The organism is Prodigiosinella aquatilis, assembly GCA_030388725.1.
Classification (GTDB): Bacteria; Pseudomonadota; Gammaproteobacteria; order Enterobacterales; family Enterobacteriaceae; genus Prodigiosinella; species Prodigiosinella aquatilis.
The window spans coordinates 2,497,872-2,520,212 of the sequence record CP128857.1 but is presented as its reverse complement, the minus strand read 5'-3'; the positions used below and the strand labels follow the sequence as shown (position 1 = coordinate 2,520,212).

The 22,341-nt window shown below is 50.0% G+C and carries 31 protein-coding genes and 3 pseudogenes; 29 read left to right on the top strand and 5 right to left on the bottom strand.

What is annotated here, in order from left to right:
* Both PCO85_11775 and PCO85_11770 read left to right on the top strand, forming a co-directional pair.
* Entirely contained in the window at nucleotides 1-345 is a 345-nt protein-coding gene (locus PCO85_11775; GenBank protein WJV51949.1) for an immunity 8 family protein, read from the top strand.
* A complete protein-coding gene (locus PCO85_11770) occupies nucleotides 326-541 on the top strand; it encodes a hypothetical protein (GenBank protein ID WJV51948.1) in 216 nt (71 codons plus the stop codon). Before PCO85_11775 ends, PCO85_11770 begins: the two co-directional genes overlap by 20 nt.
* A gap of 106 nt (nucleotides 542-647) precedes the next feature.
* Here PCO85_11770 and PCO85_11765 read toward each other — a convergent pair whose 3' ends face one another.
* Complete coding sequence (locus tag PCO85_11765) at nucleotides 648-989, bottom strand: hypothetical protein (GenBank protein ID WJV51947.1); 342 nt, start codon at nucleotides 987-989, stop codon at nucleotides 648-650.
* On the opposite strand from PCO85_11765, the gene PCO85_11760 reads away from it, so the two are divergent.
* The 8 genes from PCO85_11760 (at nucleotide 977) to PCO85_11725 (ending at nucleotide 7,474) form a co-directional block, all read left to right on the top strand.
* On the top strand, nucleotides 977-1,486 hold the full coding sequence (locus PCO85_11760; GenBank protein ID WJV51946.1) for a VENN motif pre-toxin domain-containing protein: 510 nt from the start codon (nucleotides 977-979) through the stop codon (nucleotides 1,484-1,486). The genes PCO85_11765 and PCO85_11760 overlap by 13 nt on opposite strands.
* A gap of 245 nt (nucleotides 1,487-1,731) precedes the next feature.
* The gene (locus PCO85_11755; protein WJV51945.1) at nucleotides 1,732-2,169 is read left to right on the top strand and encodes a hypothetical protein; all 438 of its coding nucleotides are present in this window, start codon (nucleotides 1,732-1,734) and stop codon (nucleotides 2,167-2,169) included.
* 58 nt (nucleotides 2,170-2,227) lie between these two features.
* Entirely contained in the window at nucleotides 2,228-2,785 is a 558-nt protein-coding gene (locus PCO85_11750) for a polymorphic toxin type 25 domain-containing protein (GenBank protein WJV51944.1), read from the top strand.
* Entirely contained in the window at nucleotides 2,782-3,228 is a 447-nt protein-coding gene (locus PCO85_11745) for a hypothetical protein (GenBank protein ID WJV51943.1), read from the top strand. Before PCO85_11750 ends, PCO85_11745 begins: the two co-directional genes overlap by 4 nt.
* A 497-nt stretch (nucleotides 3,229-3,725) precedes the next feature.
* A complete protein-coding gene (locus PCO85_11740; GenBank protein ID WJV51942.1) occupies nucleotides 3,726-4,997 on the top strand; it encodes a VENN motif pre-toxin domain-containing protein in 1,272 nt (423 codons plus the stop codon).
* Nucleotides 4,997-5,497: a contact-dependent growth inhibition system immunity protein gene (locus PCO85_11735; GenBank protein ID WJV51941.1), complete on the top strand. Its 501-nt coding sequence runs from the start codon at nucleotides 4,997-4,999 to the stop codon at nucleotides 5,495-5,497. Before PCO85_11740 ends, PCO85_11735 begins: the two co-directional genes overlap by 1 nt.
* A 403-nt stretch (nucleotides 5,498-5,900) precedes the next feature.
* Nucleotides 5,901-7,046: a VENN motif pre-toxin domain-containing protein gene (locus PCO85_11730; GenBank protein ID WJV51940.1), complete on the top strand. Its 1,146-nt coding sequence runs from the start codon at nucleotides 5,901-5,903 to the stop codon at nucleotides 7,044-7,046.
* Between the two features lie 167 nt (nucleotides 7,047-7,213).
* Nucleotides 7,214-7,474: a hypothetical protein gene (locus PCO85_11725; GenBank protein ID WJV51939.1), complete on the top strand. Its 261-nt coding sequence runs from the start codon at nucleotides 7,214-7,216 to the stop codon at nucleotides 7,472-7,474.
* Nucleotides 7,475-7,520: 46 nt separating this feature from the next.
* Here the strand turns inward: PCO85_11725 and PCO85_11720 are convergent, their stop codons facing one another.
* A complete protein-coding gene (locus PCO85_11720) occupies nucleotides 7,521-7,757 on the bottom strand; it encodes a SymE family type I addiction module toxin (GenBank protein WJV51938.1) in 237 nt (78 codons plus the stop codon).
* A gap of 37 nt (nucleotides 7,758-7,794) precedes the next feature.
* Here PCO85_11720 and PCO85_11715 point away from each other — a divergent pair.
* The 3 genes and pseudogenes from PCO85_11715 to PCO85_11705 all read left to right on the top strand — a co-directional run bounded on the left by PCO85_11715 (nucleotide 7,795) and on the right by PCO85_11705 (nucleotide 9,061).
* Nucleotides 7,795-7,995, top strand: a pseudogene (locus PCO85_11715) (tyrosine-type recombinase/integrase).
* 11 nt (nucleotides 7,996-8,006) lie between these two features.
* Complete coding sequence (locus PCO85_11710) at nucleotides 8,007-8,789, top strand: hypothetical protein (GenBank protein ID WJV51937.1); 783 nt, start codon at nucleotides 8,007-8,009, stop codon at nucleotides 8,787-8,789.
* A complete protein-coding gene (locus PCO85_11705) occupies nucleotides 8,786-9,061 on the top strand; it encodes a hypothetical protein (protein WJV51936.1) in 276 nt (91 codons plus the stop codon). The genes PCO85_11710 and PCO85_11705 overlap by 4 nt, the downstream gene beginning before the upstream one ends.
* A gap of 46 nt (nucleotides 9,062-9,107) precedes the next feature.
* Here PCO85_11705 and PCO85_11700 read toward each other — a convergent pair whose 3' ends face one another.
* Nucleotides 9,108-9,224 (bottom strand): SymE family type I addiction module toxin, encoded by a 117-nt coding sequence (locus tag PCO85_11700; protein ID WJV56067.1) that lies wholly within the window; start codon nucleotides 9,222-9,224, stop codon nucleotides 9,108-9,110.
* A 368-nt stretch (nucleotides 9,225-9,592) separates the two neighbouring features.
* Between PCO85_11700 and PCO85_11695 the strand changes: the two genes are divergently transcribed.
* Together PCO85_11695 and PCO85_11690 are read left to right on the top strand one after the other, a co-directional pair.
* Nucleotides 9,593-11,284 (top strand): VENN motif pre-toxin domain-containing protein, encoded by a 1,692-nt coding sequence (locus PCO85_11695; protein WJV51935.1) that lies wholly within the window; start codon nucleotides 9,593-9,595, stop codon nucleotides 11,282-11,284.
* A complete protein-coding gene (locus PCO85_11690; protein ID WJV51934.1) occupies nucleotides 11,281-11,577 on the top strand; it encodes a hypothetical protein in 297 nt (98 codons plus the stop codon). Before PCO85_11695 ends, PCO85_11690 begins: the two co-directional genes overlap by 4 nt.
* A gap of 140 nt (nucleotides 11,578-11,717) precedes the next feature.
* Here PCO85_11690 and PCO85_11685 read toward each other — a convergent pair whose 3' ends face one another.
* Nucleotides 11,718-11,960 (bottom strand): SymE family type I addiction module toxin, encoded by a 243-nt coding sequence (locus tag PCO85_11685; GenBank protein ID WJV51933.1) that lies wholly within the window; start codon nucleotides 11,958-11,960, stop codon nucleotides 11,718-11,720.
* Between PCO85_11685 and PCO85_11680 the strand changes: the two are divergent.
* From PCO85_11680 to yqfB, 8 genes and pseudogenes are all read left to right on the top strand, one after another.
* Nucleotides 11,952-12,299, top strand: a pseudogene (locus PCO85_11680) (tyrosine-type recombinase/integrase). The gene PCO85_11685 and the pseudogene PCO85_11680 overlap by 9 nt on opposite strands.
* Nucleotides 12,300-12,351: 52 nt before the next feature.
* On the top strand, nucleotides 12,352-12,612 hold the full coding sequence (locus PCO85_11675) for a type II toxin-antitoxin system ParD family antitoxin (GenBank protein ID WJV51932.1): 261 nt from the start codon (nucleotides 12,352-12,354) through the stop codon (nucleotides 12,610-12,612).
* On the top strand, nucleotides 12,612-12,935 hold the full coding sequence (locus PCO85_11670) for a type II toxin-antitoxin system RelE/ParE family toxin (GenBank protein WJV51931.1): 324 nt from the start codon (nucleotides 12,612-12,614) through the stop codon (nucleotides 12,933-12,935). Before PCO85_11675 ends, PCO85_11670 begins: the two co-directional genes overlap by 1 nt.
* Nucleotides 12,936-13,072: 137 nt before the next feature.
* On the top strand, nucleotides 13,073-13,378 hold the full coding sequence (locus PCO85_11665; GenBank protein WJV51930.1) for a DUF2247 family protein: 306 nt from the start codon (nucleotides 13,073-13,075) through the stop codon (nucleotides 13,376-13,378).
* A gap of 305 nt (nucleotides 13,379-13,683) precedes the next feature.
* A complete protein-coding gene (locus PCO85_11660; protein ID WJV51929.1) occupies nucleotides 13,684-13,824 on the top strand; it encodes a hypothetical protein in 141 nt (46 codons plus the stop codon).
* 134 nt (nucleotides 13,825-13,958) lie between these two features.
* Nucleotides 13,959-14,432, top strand: coding sequence for a hypothetical protein (locus PCO85_11655; protein WJV56066.1), 474 nt, complete (start codon nucleotides 13,959-13,961; stop codon nucleotides 14,430-14,432).
* A gap of 84 nt (nucleotides 14,433-14,516) precedes the next feature.
* Nucleotides 14,517-14,678: pseudogene (locus PCO85_11650) on the top strand (hypothetical protein).
* A gap of 70 nt (nucleotides 14,679-14,748) precedes the next feature.
* Nucleotides 14,749-15,054, top strand: coding sequence for a N(4)-acetylcytidine aminohydrolase (gene yqfB, locus PCO85_11645; protein WJV51928.1), 306 nt, complete (start codon nucleotides 14,749-14,751; stop codon nucleotides 15,052-15,054).
* Nucleotides 15,055-15,136: 82 nt separating this feature from the next.
* On the opposite strand, the gene PCO85_11640 is transcribed toward yqfB, so the two are convergent.
* A complete protein-coding gene (locus PCO85_11640) occupies nucleotides 15,137-16,234 on the bottom strand; it encodes an FAD-dependent oxidoreductase (protein WJV51927.1) in 1,098 nt (365 codons plus the stop codon).
* A gap of 292 nt (nucleotides 16,235-16,526) precedes the next feature.
* Here PCO85_11640 and PCO85_11635 point away from each other — a divergent pair, with 292 nt between their 5' ends.
* The 6 genes from PCO85_11635 to PCO85_11610 all read left to right on the top strand — a co-directional run bounded on the left by PCO85_11635 (nucleotide 16,527) and on the right by PCO85_11610 (nucleotide 22,290).
* Entirely contained in the window at nucleotides 16,527-16,835 is a 309-nt protein-coding gene (locus PCO85_11635) for an ATP-binding cassette domain-containing protein (protein ID WJV51926.1), read from the top strand.
* 12 nt (nucleotides 16,836-16,847) lie between these two features.
* A complete protein-coding gene (locus PCO85_11630; protein ID WJV51925.1) occupies nucleotides 16,848-17,255 on the top strand; it encodes an ATP-binding cassette domain-containing protein in 408 nt (135 codons plus the stop codon).
* Between the two features lie 82 nt (nucleotides 17,256-17,337).
* Nucleotides 17,338-18,270: an ABC transporter substrate-binding protein gene (locus PCO85_11625; protein ID WJV56065.1), complete on the top strand. Its 933-nt coding sequence runs from the start codon at nucleotides 17,338-17,340 to the stop codon at nucleotides 18,268-18,270.
* A 74-nt stretch (nucleotides 18,271-18,344) separates the two neighbouring features.
* Complete coding sequence (locus PCO85_11620; protein ID WJV51924.1) at nucleotides 18,345-20,000, top strand: iron ABC transporter permease; 1,656 nt, start codon at nucleotides 18,345-18,347, stop codon at nucleotides 19,998-20,000.
* Between the two features lie 408 nt (nucleotides 20,001-20,408).
* Complete coding sequence (locus PCO85_11615; GenBank protein WJV51923.1) at nucleotides 20,409-21,248, top strand: hypothetical protein; 840 nt, start codon at nucleotides 20,409-20,411, stop codon at nucleotides 21,246-21,248.
* A 325-nt stretch (nucleotides 21,249-21,573) separates the two neighbouring features.
* Nucleotides 21,574-22,290 carry a hypothetical protein gene (locus tag PCO85_11610; GenBank protein WJV51922.1) on the top strand — a complete coding sequence of 239 codons (717 nt, stop codon included), beginning with the start codon at nucleotides 21,574-21,576 and terminating at the stop codon, nucleotides 22,288-22,290.
* The last annotated feature ends 51 nt before the right edge of the window (nucleotides 22,291-22,341 follow it).

Sequence of the window (22,341 nt, the reverse complement as noted above, 5' to 3'; positions counted from 1 at the left end):
ATGAAAGCAATACTTAAAAATATTGATTGTGCGCACCATGACTTCAATACTTATCAACCTCAGGTTGACGAAATTTCGATAACGTTAACTTTAACGATAGGTACTGCTGATTCATCAGGTGGAGATAACTTTGATGTGTATATATGTTCTCCCGAGTGGCTGTGCAAGCATCAATGGCTGCCAGAACTGATGCGGCACACGTTGCTGGTTCGTAAATACGATCTGGATGAAATTAAAAAGACCATCACAGACTATATCGATCAGTGCGAAGGTGACGACTGGATGGAGATCGCGCAGAAGCTCTCCCGTGTTTTTGCCTGGGAATATGAGGATTACCAGCCTTGAGCAAGATCCCGGCCCTCGCGCCGGGATCGTCGTTTTTAGCGGTCAGACTCTCCGTGCTGCCTTCATCCTGCCGTCCTTGAACCTGAGCGGCGATAATACTTCAGCCCCCGGACAGGAAATGTTTTGTCATTACCGTCATGCCGACGGTATGACAAAACCACCCGGTCAGGGCGATGCCCCGACACCCTACCGTTAAAACAAACCCCCCGGCGCGGGCCGGGGGTGGTGTTGGTTACTCGGCGAACTTAAGGCCGCCGGGGTAATGCCTGATCCAGTTGGCGACGGCGCCCGGGTCAAAGGGTTCAATGCTGAGGCCTTCGAGACAGTGCAGACAAAAACCGGCTGGATACTGGTACGCTGGGCTGGAGTGATATCGGCAATAAAGCCGAGTTCTCGGTATCACATACGGGTATCGGACTCAGTGCCAGCCCGTCGCTGAGTGGTACAGATATGCTGAAATCGGCGGCGTTGACGGCACCGTATCTGGCGCAGCTGGTGAAAGCGGCCATGATGCCGCAGGACGGCAGCAAAGCGACGGCATCGGATATTGCGGCGAACGCGATGGGCCACGCCGTGGTGGGTGCGGTGGTAGCCGAGCTGTCCGGGCAGAATGTAGCCGCTGGTGCAGTGGGTGCGGCTGGCATCTGGCCTGGCGGCGGGAGATACTACCGGCGCGGCCAGCGGTGCCCAGGCTGGTCGTAATGCGGTGGAGAATAACTTCTTCGCGCCACCCATACCAGTGGTTGTGGGGGGTGAAGCGGCTGCGATGGCGGGAGCGGTGGGGCAAGGCGTTCGTCAGGGCGGTGGGAACGCTGATGATGAGGATATGGGTGGCAGTTGTGAAGGCACTCGTGAGCAGTGTGCGGTACGTGATGGCATCCGTGGGCCGGGACATACCGAATTACCGATAGCGGATAAAGACCCGACCGGTGGCAAGCTGGAAAACCCGGCCCCGACAGAGAACACAGCCACCACGCTGACAACCCCGGACCAGTCAGAGGGAAATGGTGCCAGCGATACCGGTAATACGGAGGGGGTGCCAACTACTGCGGGAAACACCACCACGACGCCGATCCCGGATGGGCCAAATAAAAATGATTTGGCTTATTTGGCTGATGGACATATGTTGGGGGCTAATTGAGTTCAGACGTCCAGTAAAACTATATGGAAAGGTGTAGGTAAAGAACGAATAGATGTTGAAAATCCGGCACCAGGACAAAGAGCCGGACAGCTACATTATCAAGATAATAAGGATAACAAGTATCTTTATGATCCTAAGACGGATTCATTCTCCGATGCACCTAAGTCGGTAAATAATCTATTGAATGATCCATCATTTAGAAAGGCTATTAATAAAGGGATGACTCAGTATTTAGGAGAGAAGAAATGAAATGTAATCAATTGATGAAAAAGGAAATGAAACGTGCCGATTGGAGGGGGCTATCTCTTCCTGATGATTTGCAGTCATGGATTAATGGTGGTTTTGTAGAAGATGACGGCTGTGTTTTTTTGCGCTCTTTATACAAGAATTATCAAGGGTTAGATAATTTTCCTGACAGAACAGGGGTTGAATGTTTTGTAAACTCTTTCCACATTGATGATTACGTATCTGAACGGTATCTGGATTACTCCTTTTTATTTTGTGAGCAAATATTAGTTTGCTGGAAAAAGGACAATCAGGCTCAGAAATTAAATGTGATTATTTCCCATGATGAATTTGGTGCAGTAGTTAAGTTCCATGTGAAGCGTCAGGACGAAAATTGGTTAAGTAGTAATCTTGAAGGATATGAAGAAGCAGTTTTAGAAACAAGTGAGCCTATTTAAAGTTAACGACGATCCCGGCCCCTCGGCGGGATCGTTGTTTTTACCGATCAGCCTCTGAGTGCTACTTCAACCATCTACCCAGTCATACGGTGCTGCGGCAACGTCGCTTGATAATTATCTGGCTCAGAATGGGGCTTCAGTAGAAGAGAGAATAAAGGCGCAAAGCAATTTGGCGAATGGTGTAGGGCCGTCCATTGGCGATGAATATAAGATAACCCCTACAGCGAAGGCGGAAGGGGCTGCGGGAATTGGACTGGGCGTATTTGCTGAAGGAGTTGTAGATAAGGATAAATTTGCCCTGAATGGCGGTTTCAGCCCGACATTTGGACTGCGAGGTGGTGCAACTGTAGGATTCGATTTTGGGCCTTATTTACCGGGAGTTATATCAACAAATAAAGATTATTCCATTGATGTAGGATTGGGAGTGGGATCTTTAGGGATAACATCGGGGAAAGATGGAGTTGGTATTTCTATTGGGGTTGGGCCGTCTATTGACTGGAGTGGTTTCTCGAAAGAAATTAAGGGTGTTGATGTAGATGGCAATGGCAATGGCAATGGCAATGGCAAGGTAGGTAAGGAAATATATAAATACGAATTCAATAAGGATGGGAAATGAAAATATTATTTGCATCAGGTATGGTATTTTTTCTTTTTCTTCTTTGCTTGTGTCAGTTTTATTTTTATTTTAAAAATGAAATAAAATTCAATGACATGAAGGGTGTTTTTGTCTTTATGGATAGGATTTTTTTCTTTTCTAGTCCGTTGGCGAATTTTTCTGCCTCATTTTTTCTTATGTCATGCATTATGGGGATAGCGCTGGCATGGGTGATGAATGAGCCTGTTGAAAATATCATCTCTTACTGCATCGGCCTGCTGGGCATGATTTTTTTATTTTTACATTGCCGATTTTTTTATGTAAAAAAATCTAATGCTAATGAATTCGATTTTTTAAGAGAGTTTTTGTTGAGAAAAGAAATTTCCTTGACTACTTTTTTTATTTGGATGTCAAGGCTGTGTTACTTATTATGTTTTTTTCGATTGTTTTATTATGGAAATTAATTTGGTTGCACACTATAAAATATGAATCGTAATTATTAACGATCCCGGCTCTCGCGCCGGGATCGTCGTTTTTAGTGGTCAGATTCTGAGTGCCATCTTCATCTCCTCCGCCTTTGAATCTGAGCGGTGGTGTTGCCCGAAAGAGCTTCATCATCCGGACAGGAAATGTTTTGTCATTACCGTCATGCCGACGGTATGACAAAACCACCCGATCAGGGCCATGCCCCGACACCCTGCGCTAAAACAAACACCCCCGGCGTGGGCCGGGGATGACGTCGGTTACTCGGCGAACTTCAGGCTGCCGGGGTAATGGTTGAGCCAGTTGGCGACGGCGTCCGGGTCAAAGGGTTCAATGCTGAGGCCTTCGAGACAGTGCAGACAAAAACCGGCTGGATACTGGTACGCTGGGCTGGAGTGATATCGGCAATAAAGCCGAGTTCTCGGTATCACATACGGGTATCGGACTCAGCGCCAGCCCGTCGCTGAGTGGTACAGATATGCTGAAATCGGCGGCGTTGACGGCACCGTATCTGGCGCAGCTGGTGAAAGCGGCCACGATGCCGCAGGACGGCAGCAAAGCGACGGCATCGGATATTGCGGCGAACGCGATGGGCCACGCCGTGGTGGGTGCGGTGGTAGCTGAGCTGTCCGGGCAGAATGTAGCCGCTGGTGCAGTGGGTGCGGCTGGTGGAGAGCTGGCGGCGCGAAGCATCATGGGGTATCTGTATCCGGGCAAGGAAACGAAAGACCTGACGGAAGAGGAGAAACAGTCGGTAAGTGCGCTGGCGACAGTGGCCTCGGGACTGGCCTCCGGGCTGGTAACGGGAGATACTACCGGTGCGGCCAGCGGTGCCCAGGCGGGTCGTAATGCGACCGAGAATAACTTCCTGAGTGCCGATCAGTCTCTGACCTTCGATAAAGAACTCTCGGAGTGCCGGAAATCTGGCGGTGATTGCCAGGCTGTCATTGATAAATGGAAGAAAATTAGTGATAGGCAAAGTGCCGAAACTGATCAAAAACTGAAAGATAACCCTCAGGAAGCTGTGGTTGTTGATAAAGAAATTGCGCAGGGCGGCGTTGAGATGACAGAACGTCCAGGCTGGCTGGGTAATATCCCCGGCGTGGACGTTATGACCAGCGATGAGGCAAAAGCCTACGTTCAGCAATGGAATAGCCAAGATCTGGCAAGGATCGACACCAGCAGCCCCGAGTGGGTGAAGTATGCTGCATTCATATCTGACCCGGAAAACCAGGCTATGCTGGTCTCCGGCGGATTGTTGGCGAAGGATGTGACAAAAGCGGCTATATCGTTTATGAGCCGCAATACAGCAACAGCGACCGTCAGCGCATCAGAAATAGGTATGCAGTGGGGGCAGGGGAATATAAAGCAAGGGATGCCGTGGGAGGATTATGTTGGTAAGGCATTGCCTGAAAATGCGCGTTTGCCGCAGAATTTCAAGACTTTCGATTATTATGATCCTATGACGAGAACAGCAGTGAGTGCTAAATCAATGGATACACAGACGATGGCTAAACTTGCTAATCCTAATCAGGTGTACAGCTCTATTAAGGGAAATATTGATGCAGCGGCTAAATTTGATTCTTATACACTTTCAAGAAGAACACTAGATTCTTCAATGATAACCAGTAGAGAGGTTCAATTAGCCGTACCAACTGCTACTACAAGTGCTCAATGGACAGAGATTAACAGGGCCATTGAGTATGGTAAGAACAAAGGCGTAACAGTTAAGGTAACACAGGTGAAATAATGAAATTTAATAAAAATCAGGACTACTGGGTTAGCTGTTACTGTACTGATAAGTTTCTACTTATTGAAACTCAATCAGGATTAGGAATGGTCGGAAGTGATCCTCTTTTCCCTTCCCATCTTTTACAGCCAAGTGTAGAGAATGAGTGTGTTGGCGAAACTATATTAATAGCATTATCAAATAGCAGAACATTAACTATGGAGGAATATGGTTCTTTTTTTAACCATGAAAAAGGTGAAGAACAGTATTCGGCCTGGATAGCTATGTTGATGGAAAAATATGGCTATAAGACCAAAAAAGCTTTGTTCAAAGATATGAAAAAATGTGGCATCCATTGTGTGAATGACGTTATCACTATTTCACCAACACGCCATGAAAAACTGGAAGCATGGGGAAGGACGAAAGGTGATGGTATTGAAGATGTCATTCTTTCTGTTGATAGTTCCCCTGCCGAAATCGGTGCAGGGTTACGGTTAGCATTCAGTCGCTGCAAAGGTTAATTAGAAACCCCGCCCACAGTTGGCGGGATTTTTTTCCTTGTATATCTTCACAGCCTGACCGGACAGGAAATGTTTTGGGGACACGGCCAGTTGGCTGTGTCCACAAAACCACCCGGTCAGGGCGATGCCCGACACCCCGTGCTAAAGCAAAAACCCCCGGTACGATGGCCGGGGGTGACGTCGGTTACTCGGCGAACTTAAGGTCGCCGGGGGTAATGGGTGAGCCAGTTGGCGACGGCGTCGGGGTCACAGGGTTCAATGCTGAGGCCTTCGAGACAGTGCAGACAAAAACCGGCTGGATACTGGTACGCTGGGCTGGAGTGATATCGGCAATAAAGCCGAGTTCTCGGTATCACATACGGGTATCGGACTCAGCGCCAGCCCGTCGCTGAGTGGTACAGATATGCTGAAATCGGCGGCGTTGACGGCACCGTATCTGGCGCAGCTGGTGAAAGCGGCCATGATGCCGCAGGACGGCAGCAAAGCGACGGCATCGGATATTGCGGCGAACGCGATGGGCCACGCCGTGGTGGGTGCGGTAGTAGCTGAGCTGTCCGGGCAGAATGTAGCCGCGGGTGCAGTGGGTGCGGCTGGTGGAGAGCTGGCGGCGCGAAGCATCATGGGGTATCTGTATCCGGGCAAGGAAACGAAAGACCTGACGGAAGCGGAGAAACAGTCGGTAAGCGCGCTGGCGACAGTAGCCTCAGGACTGGCATCTGGCCTGGCGGCGGGAGATACTACCGGCGCGGCCAGCGGTGCCCAGGCTGGTCGTAATGCGGTGGAGAATAACTATCTGAGTGCGACAGAAGCCGAGAAGAAAACGGTTCTGGAGCGTAAAGAGAAGGCAGGAACGCTAACACTGGACGAAGCGAAAGAGCTGGATGATACCCGTCAGTTGGACAAAGACCGTGATCAGGCCATTCGTGATATCTGTACGCAGGGCAACAAGTCAGGTGGGGCGTGCTCGGCACTGGTGGCACAGGCGCGGCAGGCGCTGAATACTTATGGCGGCAATGTCAGTTACAACCTGATATTTAAAGACCTGTACCCGCAGGACGCCGCCAATGCGAATGCCATCCTGAAAGGGCTGGATGAAGGGAGCATCACCCGTGATGCGGCCATCACTGCCATAGCGAAAGCGACAGGGAAAAGCTGGGGTGAAGTCGCGTCGCAATATGATACAGCGATGCAGTTGCAGGCTGTAACGGCAACACCGGCTGGGTTCTATGGTACAAACAGCGTTAGCAAGTCATCTGAAGCGACTAGTACCACGACATCAATGGCAGATCGTATCAAAGCCAATATCGCGGAAAGCCAGAAGGCGCGGGAGTCGTCTAATTTTGATATTCACATTGCGAAATCTGATCAGATTCAATGGGGATATAAGGCAGATGAATGGGGAATGGTTACTTTACCTGCTGGTAGCAGAGTATACGGCGGAATACCTGGACAATCGTCTTATTATACTTCATGGGATACATTACTAGATGCAGGATTTAGCAGAGAATCAATATTTAAAATCTACAAGTATCACCTCATCCAGAGTTAGGATACCGCCCTCAAATGGGAATTTATGAGATTACTAGTGATATAAGAATTCCTTCTGGTCAAGTAATGGCTAATCCATTGTTGGGTCCCGGCGGCGCTACTCAGTACTTTATAAAAGACTACAATAGCCAATTGAAATTGATAGATAAAATAGACTTGGGTAAGTAAATGACTAAATCACCTTATATAGACCACGCTATTGAGCTCTCTCTTGCTGAAGGTAACTCAGTGAAAGAGATATCAGATGGATGGTCTAACATGGAGCAAGTGATATTCTTTTCTAAAAAAATGTCACAATCTTTACAACTGAAAATAAAAAAGGAAGAGCCGATATTAAGGTATTTTTCAACGGATAGAACCCCTCATAATAAAGCTGATGAGGGATTTATCTGCGACGAATATAAGGTTGCAATCTCATATCCAAAATAAACTCAATGATCCCGGCCCTTAAAACAGGCCGGGATTTTTTTACCTGTCACTCAGCCACAATGCGTATCACCAGTTGCCCCTGTTCAACGGTGATGACGACCGGGGTATCGGTCGCAAATCCTGCCGCCTCCAGCCAGTTGCCTGTAAGGTGCAGGCTGGGGCTGCGGCGGTAATAGCGGGTCATGTCGTTGCGGTCAGCGTGACGGCGGCTGACATAGCCGACCTTCAGGCGTCGTAATGCTTGGGGTGTGGCGGGTTGTGACTTATGATGCTGCTCAGCCATATCAACTACTCCTAACTAGTTGTGGTGGTGAGCGTCGCTACCCGACCTCACGACCCTGCAAGGCATCCGTGACCGGGCGCTGATGGAGCTGCTGTGGTCAACGGGGCTGCGCAGAGGTGAGGCGGCGAAGCTGGATGTCTACAGCGTGGACGCCAGCCGTCGGACGGTAACGGTGAGGCAGGGCAAGGGCAGAAAAGACCGAATCGTCCCTATCGGCGGACGGGCGCTGCGCTGGCTGATACCCGTCAGTTGGACAAAGACCGTGATCAGGCCATTCGTGATATTTGTACGCAGGGCAACAAGTCAGGTGGGGCGTGCTCGGCACTGGTGGCACAGGCGCGGCAGGCGCTGAATACTTATGGCGGCAATGTCACCTATAACCTGATTTACAAAGACCTGTACTCGCAGGATGCGGCCAATGCGAGCGCTATCCTGAAAGGGCTGGATGAAGGGAGTATCACCCGTGATGCGGCCATCACTGCCATAGCGAAAGCGACCGGAAAAGGCTGGGATGAGGTGGCGTCGCAGTATGATTCCGTCATGACGGCTCATGCTATTACGGTGGCACTGGCCGGTGTGTATGGGATGAAAACGACGGTTCCCGATAGTAAGGGAACGATGTCAGTTTTAGACTCTGGAGAGTATTCAGCAATAAAACCCGGCCCATTGAAACCTTCAATGGCGGAAACATTCGCCGGTGGACGTTATCAGGAAAGAACCTTTACTGAAGATACAATTTTGTATCGAGCAGGGGTGAGTGATACTCCTTTCGGGCAATACTTTAGTTTTGAGAAACCGACAAGTGTAATTCAAACACGAATTGATAAAGCGGTACTTCCTGTATGGCCTACTGGGGATAAATCGCCTATAGATACCACATTTGGAATTAAAATCCCTGCCGGAACTAAATACTATGTCGGTGAGGTTGGTTCCCAAAGTGGATTTTATGTTGGGGGAACTCAGCAGGTTGTGATACCAACACCGTGGAAATTACCCGGAGTTGAGGTGATCTCTAAAGAGTCTTTGAAATGATAAAATCTGTTGAAATTAAAGAAGTATTAAGTGAAATGGCGTTTTTATTGGCCGACTGTAATATGAGTGACTGGTCAAATATATTACTGCGACTGTGTACCTACATTGATGATGATCCGCAAGATGCGATTTATAGAATTCTTAATTTGTACGGTGGTATGGGATCTTTGAATGATCTTGTGTTGTGTAAAAATGGACAAATGCTACAGGCTGAGAATGATATCTTTGATGAATTAAGAACTCGTTTATATGAGTTGTCTGTGTCTCATTAGCAGCAAGAATCCCGGCCCGTAAGACAGGCCGGGATTTTTTTATCCGTCATTCAGCCACAATGCGGATCAGCAGTTGCCCGTGTTCAACGGTGATGACGACCGGGGTATCGGTCCCAAATCCTGCGGCTTCCAGCCAGTTGCCCTTCAGCGTGAGTTGCGACAGCGGTTGCCTGAAAGAGCTTCATCGCCCGGACAGGAAATGTTTTGTGGCCACGGCCAGTTGGCTGTGTCTCCAAAACCACCCGGTCAAGACCATGCCCCGACACCCCGCGCTAAAACAAAACCCCGGTGCGGTGACCGGGGGTGAGGGTGATTACTCGGCGAACTTCAGGCTGCCGGGGTAATGGTTGAGCCAGTTGGCGACGGCGTCCGGGTCAAAGGGTTCAGTGCTGAGGCCTTCGAGACAGTGCAGACAAAAACCGGCTGGATACTGGTACGCTGGGCTGGAGTGATATCGGCAATAAAGCCGAGTTCTCGGTATCACATACGGGTATCGGACTCAGTGCCAGCCCGTCGCTGAGTGGTACAGATATGCTGAAATCGGCGGCGTTGACGGCACCGTCGGCGCTGATGGCGATGGGCAGTGGCGGCAACGCCAGCAGCAGCACCTATTCAGCGGTCAGCGACGGTACGCTGACAGTCCGTAATCAGGCGCAGCAGACGCAGGATGTGACGACACTCAGCCACGACGTCGAGCATGCCAACAACGCGCTGAGCCCAATATTTGACAAGGAGAAGGAACAAAAACGGCTGCAAACGGCGCAACTGATAGGAGAAATTGGCGGGCAGGCCATCGACATCGTTCGTACGCAGGGCGCCATCAAGGCGGAGAAAGCGGCGGAAGCGAGCGGCGAGTCGAAAGTCAACCGCCCGGCGGATGATGCGCCGGAAAAAGAGTGGGAAAAGTACAAAAAGGCGCTGACGGAGACCCCGGCCTATAAGGCGGCGATGAAGGATTATGGCACGGGAGGGGATTTTCAGCGGGCGGCTCAGGCAGCAACGGCGGCGCTGACGGCGCTGGCGGGCGGCGATATCCAGAAGGCGTTAGCGGGGGCGTCGGCACCGTATCTGGCGCAGTTGGTGAAAGAGGCCACGATGCCGCAGGACGGCAGCAAAGCGACGGCATCGGATATGGCGGCGAACGCGATGGGCCACGCCGTGGTGGGTGCGGTAGTAGCTGAGCTGTCCGGGCAGAATGTAGCCGCGGGTGCAGTGGGTGCGGCTGGTGGAGAGCTGGCGGCGCGAAGCATCATGGGGTATCTGTATCCGGGCAAGGAAACGAAAGACCTGACGGAAGAGGAGAAACAGTCGGTAAGCGCGCTGGCGACAGTGGCCTCGGGGCTGGCATCTGGCCTGGCGGCGGGAGATACTACCGGCGCGGCCAGCGGTGCCCAGGTGGGTCGTAATGCGGTGGAGAATAACTATCTGAGTGCGACGCAGTCCCTTGCATTCGACAAAGAAATGCAGGCGTGTAAAGCATCGGGTGGTGACTGCCAGACAGTTATTGATAAGTGGAAACAAATCAGTGATAAGCAAAGTGCAGAAACCGATCAGAAGCTGAAAGATAACCCACTGGAAGCCGTAGTTATTGATAAAGAACTGGCTCAGGGCGGCATTGAGATGGCAGAAAGGCCCGGTTGGTTGGGCAGTATTCCTGGCGTGGATGTGATGAGCAGCGAAGAAGCCAAAGCTTATGTCCAGCAGTGGAATAGTCAGGATCTGGTTAATATTGATGTAAACAGCCCCGGCTGGATGAGTTTTGCATCATACGCATCAGATCCGGAGAATCAAGCAGCGCTAACATCTCTGGGGGTATTGGGTAAGGATCTGATTGCGATAGCAAAAAATAGCTTAACAACTAAATCATTATTCAAAGAAATGACAACTCAGGGTATTAAATTTACACCTGAAAATGTTGTTGGTGCGGCAAAGGATAATAGTGGAAAAATCATCTTCCTTGAGAAAGGTAATTCAAAATCAGGATTGCAACATATAGTGGAAGAGCATGGTAGCCAATTTGCACAAATTGGCGTATCAGAGGCACGTATTCCCGATGTCGTAATGAAGGCTGTTACTGACGGTAAAATTGTTGGTTATCAGGGTACTGGAGCTGGCCGTCCAATTTACGAAACCATGATCGACGGTAAAAAATATAATATTGCTGTTACTGTAGGAAATAATGGATACGTAGTGGGAGCTAATTTGCGAGGCTCAGTAAAATGAAAGAAATAAAGTTAATGGCTGATTATCATTGCCATCCATTATGGGGAACAACTCCAGATGATTTCGGGGACATATCCCCCGACGAGTTGCCGATATCTTTGGAGTTAAAAGATAACCTTGACGCTTGGGCAAAGCGATATGATGCCATACTCAATACAGATGATCCGGCATCGTCTGGTTTTAACAGTATGGAAGAGGAAAAGCGATTTATTGATGATGGTTATAAATTAGCTGAGCTTCTTCAGAAAGAGCTAGGAAGTACATATAAAGTTATATATCACGCTGATTACTAAACCGTACTCAACTGTAGGACAGGAAATGTTTTGTCATACCGTCGGCATGACGGTAATGACAAAACCACCCGGTTAGGGCGATGCCCGACACCCCGCGCTAAAACAAAAACCCCCGGTACGATGGCCGGGGGTGACGTCGGTTACTCGGCGAACCTCAGGCCGCCGGGGTAATGGTTGAGCCAGTTGGCGACGGCGTCCGGGTCAAAGGGTTCGATGCTGAGGCCTTCGAGACAGTGCCACGGCTCGCGGGTGTTCTGGGCGGTGATGACTATGTAGCCGGGCATGATGCGTATTTTTAACGGCATCCCGTCGGTAAATCCGGCCTCGGTGAGCCACTTCCCCTTGAGACTGATAGCCTGAAACCGGGCGCGTTCAGGCCGCAACTGCTGGCCAATCCCGACATCAAGGCGCTGTTCGTGGCACTGGACGTGGTAGCGGGTCTGACGCCGAACGGTATCACCAACACTGTCGGGCATTACATCAAGGCATCGGGAATAGCACCATGGGGAAGTTGTCACCTGTTCCGGCATGTAATGGCGACACAGATGCTGGAGAACGGCGCGGATATCCGGTGGATACAGGCGATGCTGGGCCATGCGAGTATCGAATCCACGCAACTTTACACGCAAGTCTCGATCAGGGCGTTATCGGCGGTGCATGCGAGTACGCACCCGGCGGAACAGCGGACAGAAAACAGGCCGGACGTTGCCGAAGAAGAATGAAGCGGTATACTAACAGTTAATAACTGATAGTAATCCGGATGGAGAAATAACCATGCCAACCAGCATAGCACTCAGCCCTTACTTCGAAGCGTTCATCCGTGAACAGATAGAAAGCGGACGGTATAACAACACCAGTGAGGTGATCCGTGCAGGACTCAGAGCACTGGAAGAACGGGAGCAGCAAATGAAACTGGGATCGCTACAAAAAGCGGTCGGCGCAGGGATAAACAGCGGTGAAAGCAAAAGTGCGGAGGAGGTGTTCGGCCGTCTGTCGCAGAAATACCGGCATCAGGCCGAAGGCGGTAAAGCGTAATGAAACTGGGTATATCGCCTTTGGCAGAGCAGGATATGGAAGCCATCGGTGACTATATCGCGCAGGATAATCCGGTACGGGCAGTGAGCTTCATGGAAGAGTTGTACCAGCAATGCCTGCTGATAGCAGAGACACCGGTCATCTACAGAGAAAGGCCGGAGCTGGGGCAGTGCGTCAGAAGCTGTGCTTACGGACGCTACCTTATCGTGTTCAGTGTGCTTGATACAGAAGTGCGTGTAGAAAGGCTGCTGCATGGCTCACGGGATATTACCACGCTGTTCGCAGGGCCAGACGGAGCAGCAGAGCCGCCGGAAAGCCCGTAAAGTTAGCGGTGCAATTGTGGGTTGAGTTGTTCCGTGCCTGGCAGAGCGCCGCGTCCCTGCCGCGATCTGCCTTCATCACGTTCGGTGCGCGCGGGGGTAAATGGCCGTCCTCCCGGCGTTATACGGCGGTGTTCTCTGTGTGTCAGCAGCCGGGCGTTCGTCCATTAAACATAATAGATCTCAAGTTATCCCGCAGAAAATGGAGATATCTTGCACTATGCCTAATGATGCAGGAATTGCCTGATGACTGTGTATACGGTCTTCTTAAACTGAATGAATTTTGGATGCTTTGGGGAGAGGATGTAGGATCACCAAACATAGTGCAAGGCGTTGGAAATAATATATCGCCCACAGAATATTACAGTGATGAACAGTATCAACTGACAATTAAAAACCATCAAGAATGGTTAGAAAAAGAAAAGAGTGAACTTGCAAGTAGCTAAAACCGATCCCGTCCCCTGCGCCGGGATCGTCATTTTTACCTGTCAGATCCTCAGTTCCGCCTCAATCACCGGCCGTCCACGCTCCACGGTGACGGTAACGGGCTGTCCGGTGTTAAAAGGCCTTCCAGCCAACGTCCGAACGTGAACCGTTAATTAGACCCAACTGAGGGACAGGAAATGTTTTGTGGCCACAGCTACGCTGGCCGTGATCCCCAAAACAACCGGGTCAGTACGCCCCGACACTCCAGCGCTAAAACAAAAACAAACGGCGAATTGATAGGAGAGAACAGGCACTGGCGGAAACGATGATGGCATGTTACAAAACGCTCATCAGCCTTCGCTTACGTGCCCGGGATTTTGCCGCGCAGCAGACGGAAGTGGCTATCCGTGTGGCAGTACAGAATCTTCTGCTGCCAGTGGGTCTCGCTCTGCCCGTAAACAGGTAAGATCTGCCTGCCCTTTATGCATGCGGTACCCATATAGAAATTTGCAGCCGTGAGGATTTGTGGGGTAGTTTCAGTATGTTGACGTACATCATCCATAGAACCAGACCAGGAGAATTCAAGTGAAAGTAATCACAATGGCAACCGCAAGTCTGTTAATGCTCATGAGCAGTGCTCACGCTGAAGGGCTGACGACCTCAGCAGATAGTAAAAAATTGACCGTCAACTTCGGTCAGCCCACCATTAAGCAGGTGCTGCATTACCGTAAAATGTACGACAAAAAACCGTTTCCCGATGCCGAGATTTATTATTACGATAACGGCGTCTATAAAATCATTTCACAGGGTGAAAACCACTATGGTGTTTACTCCATGCAGGGCAAGTTCGATGATGAAACCTTCACAGTGCGTTTCATTTCGCTACCTTCCAGTGACTGGGGTAATAAAACTGCCTTTCATCAGTTAACCTTCGTTCGAGGAGAAAAGCAAAACGTGTTTATTCAGAACGCGATTGTTGATACTGGCGAAGCCATTGCCCAACAGAATGGCACTTATACCCAGGGAAAAAACACCGTGATAAACCCGGTGTCCACCAGCTGGAAAAATAATTAATCCCCATGTGACTGTCTATTTACCACCACATTTCAACCAATGGAGATGGACAGTCGCCTGTCGTATTAAAAATAGTTGCCACCCGAGGGGGGCCGCGATATGTGCAACCGGGGGCAGTTCTGTCGCTTTGCCTGGGAGCCTGAACACCGCAAAGCGGGAATCGATGCCTGCATCATGGTCAAGGGCATGGCGTATGAGGTTGAGCCGGATCTGGCAGGGGAAACTGTTTTACTGCTCTGGGGGCTATCGTTACGCACTATTTCGCGAGATTCGCTTTACAATGGAAAATATTCACAGCCACCCAAGAGAGAGCTACGTGAAAAACATTACTTTCTACAGCCGTTTTGAAGCCGACATCATTGCAGGACGCAAAACCATCACTCTGCGCGATAAAAGCGACGCAGATTATGTAGCGGGCGATAAGGTCAGGGTGGCTCGCTATGAAGATAACCAATTTTTTTGTGATATCACGGTAAAGTCGGTTAAGCCAATCAATTATGACCGCCTGGACGAATCGCACGCCAGGCAAGAAAACATGACCTTGCCAGAATTGAAAGCGGTGATCGCTGATATTTATCCTGGGATCACCGAACTTTATATGATTGAGTTTGAATGTTGTTAAGCTCAGGACCTTATAGCAGCCAATGCGGCTATTCAAACATTGGTATCCTCAGACGTGCTTTCTATGGTGCATGCAAATTACCTCAGTAAGCACGTTGTGGGCGGTAAGGTGACAACTCCTCCATCGTTTGTCCCATTATTTCTTGCGTGACCAGTCGAGCCAGTAAAGGTGACAGTGTCACCCCGCTGTGTGTGACTACCGTATAATATCCTGTTACTCCCTCCGTCGGGCCAACAATCGGATAGCCATCGATCGGTAAAGCGCGGATACCCATGCGCGCCTGATAATGCTCGGGTTTCAGCAAAGCAAGTTTTGGCCACACCGGGCTGGCCTTTTGCAGAATATCCTGAGCCAGCTCGTTTATCCGTGTCGCAGGTGTGCTTTCATCGATGTCATAGACGCCTTCATTGGGACAAATCAACGTGGCGCCATTACCATCAGGACGGCAGTGAAACAGCGGCGCGGCCAACACGTGTTTCACTGGCGCATATTCGGCAGGAACGCTAATCAATATCCCGGTGGTAGGTGCCAATTTTGTTGCCAATGTATTGATATACGGTGGTTTATCTGACCATCGACCGCTGGCATTGATAGTCATGTCGGCAGAGTGAATATGGCCGTCAGCCGTTTTAACTCCTGTAACAATGCTTTTCTCATGTATCACTTCAACGACTTTGTTGCCGGTTACTATTTTTGCCCCAACGCTCGCGCTGGACTGAAGAAGTCGCTGGATGTATTGCTGAGTATCAACCCAGCCTTCAGAGGGAAACCAGCCAATGATGCCTTGTTCGCCATCAAGCCGCATATCAGGTTCGTACTGCTGCAATTGTGCGGCGCTGATCCATTCAGCGGGATAATTCAATTGCTGGAGTTCATCCAGATTATCTTTCATCGCTTGCTGCTGATCGGTTGCACGCCATTCCAGGCAGCCGGTCAGATTAAGCCAGGGTGCATGCCCAAATCGTTCGGCTAATTCTCGGTGCGCCTGCATACCCGAGGCATTGAGTCGATGATAGGCAACGGGTGGCTTGCTATGGGAATTTATCCAGGCGAAGGAATTGGCGCTGGTACCTTTACCGGCATCAGAAGCATCAAACAACGTAACGGAAAGACCGGCCTGTGTCAGTTCCCAGGTCAGGGAAGCACCAATCATGCCTGCGCCAATAACGATGATTTTCATGAGCTCTCCAGAAAGTGATGGATCTGCGCGGCCCAGGTACCGCAACGAACATGACCAAAAAGGTAAATGGTATTATTAATCAATAAATTAGATAGAAGATTCTCGGTGCGCACCTTTTTTATACCATTAAACCGCTACCCAGATATCGTCATATTTGTGCAATAAACCATCACTAGACTTGCAGCTAACAATAAATCCCAAAGAGGATAGTACCTATGACTAAACCAGCCCCTTGGCCGGTGGTGCTCGCCCGTGCATCCAACCGCGGAATTCCCTTCGCTTTGGTCGCACAATGAGTGAAAACGGCTTCACGCCCCCTGCTGCGATCCGCGTAGAAAATGTTTTCCATTATTTCTCCGCCAATCCTGTATTGAACAATATCTGTCTTGAGGTGCCCAAAGGCACCATTATGGCGCTGCTTGGTCCTTCCGGCTGCGGTAAAAGCACGCTGTTAAAACTGCTGGCCGGGCTGCTGCATCCTGGCGCAGGTCGCCTTTTTTTTTTGGCGAACAAAAAGTCGTCGATGGCCGTTTCAGCCTGCCGCCTGAAAAACGCGATCTGGGGATGGTTTTTCAAGACTATGCTCTATGGCCGCATATGACGGTGGCGCAAAATGTGGCATTTCCGTTGCGAATGCGTGGCGTCACGGCCAAATCACGTCGGTTGCGTGTATTGGAAGCTCTCGATCGCGTGGGGCTGGCCGACTTCTCTCAGCGTCAACCTGCAGAACTTTCGGGGGGGTCAACAACAACGCGTGGCCTTGGCGCGCGCCATCATTGCCGAACCTCAAATTCTACTTTTCGATGAGCCGTTATCCAACCTTGATCGCAATCTGCGCGAAAGTCTTTGTGAAGAGATGGCGGCGTTATTACGGCAATTGGGCACCACCGCAGTATATGTCACTCATGACCCACATGAAGCACAAACTTTAGCTCACAGCATTGCCCATATGAATCAAGGCGCGATTGAACGAATCGATCAGCTGGACGTTGTTTCCCGAGTCACTCCTTTTGTTGCATAACCTTTAGTGGAATTACTAAATGAGCACATTTAAAAACAAAACTCGTCAACCTTCCTTTATCAAAACAGGTCTACTTACTGCAATGACGTTCACTTTTGCACTGGCAGCGGCTAACGCACAGGCGTTGACTGTCTATACCGCAGGCCCTGGTTCTCTGGCTAAAAAACTGGTGGCTGGTTATGAAAAACAAACTGGCGTTAAGGTCGAGGTTTTTCAGGCGACCACCGGCAAGGTCATGGCGCGTCTGGATGCCGAGCAAGCTAATCCACGCGCCGATGTGTTGATTTCCGCCTCCTGGGATACGGCTTCAAGTCTGGAGAAACGTGGCTGGCTGCTACCTTATCAAAGCCCTAACGCTATGCATGTGCCGGCAGCTTTTAAAACGCCTTATTATGTCGCTCAGGGGATATCTGCGCTGGGTATTGTCTGGAACACCAAAAGCGGCACGCCGGAGCCAAAAGATTGGCAAGACCTCGCCCAACCGGCATTTAAAGATAAGGTCACTATGCCAGACCCTTCACTTTCCGGCACATCTTTGGATTTGTTGATAGGTTTGCAAAATGCATACAGTGAGCAAGCATGGAAACTGTTTGGCGCACTCAAGGCCAACGGTATGATCATTGCGGGGCCGAATGCCCAAGCGCTTACACCGGTCTTGCAGGGCGCAAAAGCCGCCGTGTTTGGCGCGGTTGACTATGTTGCGTATAACAGCATGCAAGCAGGGGAATCGATTAAAGTGATTTTCCCTGCCAGTGGCACGGTGATCGCCCCACGCCCAATGATGATCCTTAAAAGCAGTAAAGAACCGGCACAGGCAAAAGCCTTTATCGACTATGTATTGTCTCCGGAAGGTCAGAAACTGGTCGCTGATACCTGGTTAATGCCAGCCCGAGATGATGTTGTTGCCAAACGGCCGCTGTTTAACTCACTGAAAGTCTTACCCGCAGAAGCCGCTAATTCGGTCGATCGCAAGCTGGTTCTGGATAAATTTGCCACCCTGTTTGCCGCCAAATAAGTCGACGATAGCGCGTGTCTTTATCTTCCTTGTAATGAGCCGGCGGAACATCCCGTCGGCATAGGGCTTCTGAAATGAATAAAAATACGCTGCTACCCCTATTTACCGGCAGTGCTTTGCTGCTGTTGGTGGTGGTGCCTGTTACTTTTGTATTACTACAGGCCATTTTCCCCCATCTGGACAGTGGCTCCTTTGGCGCACCATTCAGCGCCTTTGCTCGCATTTTCCATGACTCACAGTTCCCCGTATTACTAAGTGGAACGCTTAAGCTCGGTCTCGGCGTGGCATTGGGCAGCGCGTTGGTGGGTATTCCGCTTGGCACCCTACGTGGCCTTTTTGCTCTACCTTGTGCCGCACTGTGGGATGTGCTGTTTTTGATCCCTTTCCTGTTTCCGCCATATCTGGCTGCGCTTTCGTGGATGTTGGCGCTGCAATCACACGGTTACGTTCAACAACTGTTGTTGGTCGACTTCAACAACGTTCTGTTTTCTCTGCCAGGATTGGTGATGGTGATGACGCTGAATGTGTTCCCGGTGGTTTATTTTGCTGTTTCCCGCAGCATGGCAGCCAGCGGGAGCCGACTGGCGGACGTGGCGCGAGTACACGGAGCGGGTCCCTGGCGTGCATTTTTCAGCATCACGCTCCCGTTGGCACTGCCAGCGATGGCATCAAGCCTGTTACTGGCTTTTACTCTGGCAATTGAAGAATACGGCGTACCGGCCGCATTAGGCAGCCGCAGCGGGGTAGCGGTGCTGACTACCGGCATCGAACAACGTTTAGCCGACTGGCCTATCGATATGCCAGGTGCCGCGGGGCTTTCAGTCGTTCTGGTAGTCATTGCCTGCTGCGCCTACTGTGTACAACGGGCCATCATCGCCGGAAAAAATGTGGAGACAACCTCGGGAAAACCCACCGCTGTAGTGCCGAGATCTCTGGGTTATGGGCGTTACCCGGCTATTCTTCTGCTCAGCCTCGTTGCTTTGGTCTCTGTTGGCGTGCCGTTAGCCTCAATGCTGGCAACGGCTTTCACGCGCACGCTTTCTGGTGGGCTAACCTGGGACAACATCACCCTGAGGCATTTTATCGTGCTGTTTGATGTGCAGGGGGATGCCCTGGGCGCGCTGACAACCAGTCTCAGCCTGGCGATAATCACTGCCCTGATTGTTGGTGCAGTAGGTCTCCTCGCTGCCTGGCTTGTCGTCGCGCAACGCATCCGCTTTGCCGCCTGGATTGACGCACTGTCGCTGTTTCCCGCTGCCTTGCCGGGTATCGTCGTTGGCGTTGGCTTGATCCTTGCCTGGAATCGTAGTTTCTGGCCGGTTACGCCTTACAACACGTGGGGAATTCTGCTGCTGGCATACTGCTGTCTGCTGTTGCCTTATCCTGTGCGTTATGTGAGCGCGGCGATCAAACAGATTGGTGAAAATCTGGAAGCTGCCGCCAGAGTACACGGTGCGAGTGCGGCGCAGGCATTGCGGTTAATTATGCTACCGTTGGTCTGGCCGAGTTTGTTGGCGGCGATGATGATGGTGTTCACCGTGGCATCACGAGAGCTGGTCACGTCGCTCTTGCTTGCCCCCGCAGGGGTACAAACCGTTTCTGTGTTTGTCTGGCGACAGTTCGAGCAAGGCTCGGTGGGTGACGGTATGGCGATGGCGAGCCTGGCTGTTTTACTCATTTTGTCCGTGATGCTGTTTGCCGTCAGATTGCAAAACCGGCAACTTCGTTAAGTATATGCGCCGCCAGCAAATCGTTTGTGCAGGGCCGGCAATGCACAATAAGGATACTTCTAATTCTGAATATCACAGCCAGCAGTAGTTCCAATCAATTTTCTGCTCCAAGTGAAATGATACCGCAGACGCGAAGATAGTATCGCTGACGTCGGAGCACCGCGTTCGGTGGCTCGGGCGGCGATGTCGGAGTTGCCGTTTAAAGTTATCAGAAAGCCTGGCAATAGGTTGAAACGGAGAGGGGATAATTCAAGCCAGAAATAATCTGACAACCGCCGGTATCAATTATTTACCGTCATTTAACACCATCAACTGCGCTTTCTAGCAGAGTCTGAAAACCATGTAATAATCAAATAATAAGCATCCATGCCTGATGTTGATAAAAGGCCAGTGGTGGAGAGAATAAGCGTGAATCGTCGACATTTTATAGCGGGGAGTCTAGCCACGGTAGCGGTGCTGCCTTTCAATATTCGAACAGAGGCATTGGTAAAAAAGCGGGTGTTGAATCAGCCAACAAGTGCGGTGAACGACGCCGAACCGGTAGTGCAGTTATCGGATGCGGGAATTATCCAGCAAGCCGTTTTACTGAATATTAATCTTGTCACTGGGACGTTGCTGAATTTCAGCTACAAAACGTTGACGGGCAACCAGCCTAATCGTTTCCAGAATCAAGTCTTTCTATGGCCGGTTTCCAGTGACGAAATTCCCTGGAGCAGCCCGGCAATTGATCAGCGCGCGATTTTACTTGATCTGCCGGATGGCGATCAAAATATGGAAAACGTGCAGATTTCCACCAACGCTTATATTTTGGGGTACTCAGTAGGGCCAGAGCGAACGGAGGATGGGTGGTCCAGCTATGTCGACGTGGTGGCATCCACCTATATTCCCGCGCTTCAGGTGGGTTCAGTCACTCGGGAGGTGAGCCAAAGCAGTTGTTGCAGTATCAAACCAACTTTCGTTGGCATCAGCTCGATCGCCTACTATTTTTCGTTTTTACCCGGATTCTATGCAAAATCTTCCGGCAGTTGGGTTGGCGTTTGGGAAGGGGGAAGCGTTTCCTATGTGATGCCACCGAAATGGTTTGCTGCCATCGCCATTGATTCGAACACGGGAACGGCGGGAATCAACGGACTTTCCATCGCCGCAGGGCAAAAATATACCCTGGGACTTTACGCCAGTGGATATAGCCCACAGGTGGAAACGCTGGATTTAAAACGCCTAGCCTGTACCGCTACCTTTTCAACCTAATGAATTTGAAAAATAAATCAGTTTGTAAAATATCAATTAATAATTTAGTTAATCTAACTAATTATAATTCAGAAAACTATATGCTTATTTTTTGGAATGTAAGATTGTTTATTTATTTGGTTTTAACTAATTGAAATTAAAAATAAATTAATTTTTTTATTAATAGGTTTGTAATTATCTAATATGGAGACTTTACTTACTAAAGCCTTCAGAAAATAAGATTCCCTTACCTATTATACTGGAGACGGCATATGAGGATGATGCTGTTATATCGTCGTCCATAGTGTTCCTGCATGTATCATCGTACTGATATTGGGAGATAGTTATGTCTGTTGATAAAGTCCTTCAAATAAATCTTGGCACTGCTGCTACCGCAGATCAAAATATTGTTGTTACCACCGATTCTGGCAGCGTGAGTGCTAATCAAATTACCGTTGATTATAATGGTCCTAATGGTAACCAGCCTAATACCTATGGCAATATCCTTTATATCTGGCAGTCAGGTGACGCGATTCCCTGGTCTTCCGCTGCGTTGAATTCTGCCCCTCTGGCGGGTAACAGCCCGGCAGGTTCGCAATCTTTCCATGGACTGGATGTCACTACGTTATCCTATATCATCGGTTATGGCGCAGGCCCGTTGAATAGCTCAGGCGAGTGGTCAAAATACACTAATGTCGTGGCTTCCGTATATATTCCCGCTATTGGCGGTGGTGATATTGTGGCGTCAAAATCAACCGTTGATGTTAGTAAACTTGGCTCCACCTCGCTGGTAGCAAAAATTGATATGTTGTCTGGTTTCAATCCGGCCGGTTCCAATACCTGGGTAGGTATCTGGCAAGGGGTGGCAGCATCTTACAATCAAAAACCAAAATGGCGCGCGATGGCAACCAGTTCGAACGCCAGCAGCACTATCTCTCTCAATAACATCATGTTGACGCGCGGTACTACATATACTTTGGGGCTTTTTGCTTCAGGGTACTCCGAGAACGATTCACAACTTCAGCAGACATCTCTGGCCGCATCGCATACGTTCACTGTCTAAATCAGACATGCCAGCAAATAAAATACAGCCAAAGGGCAACGCTCCTTTGGC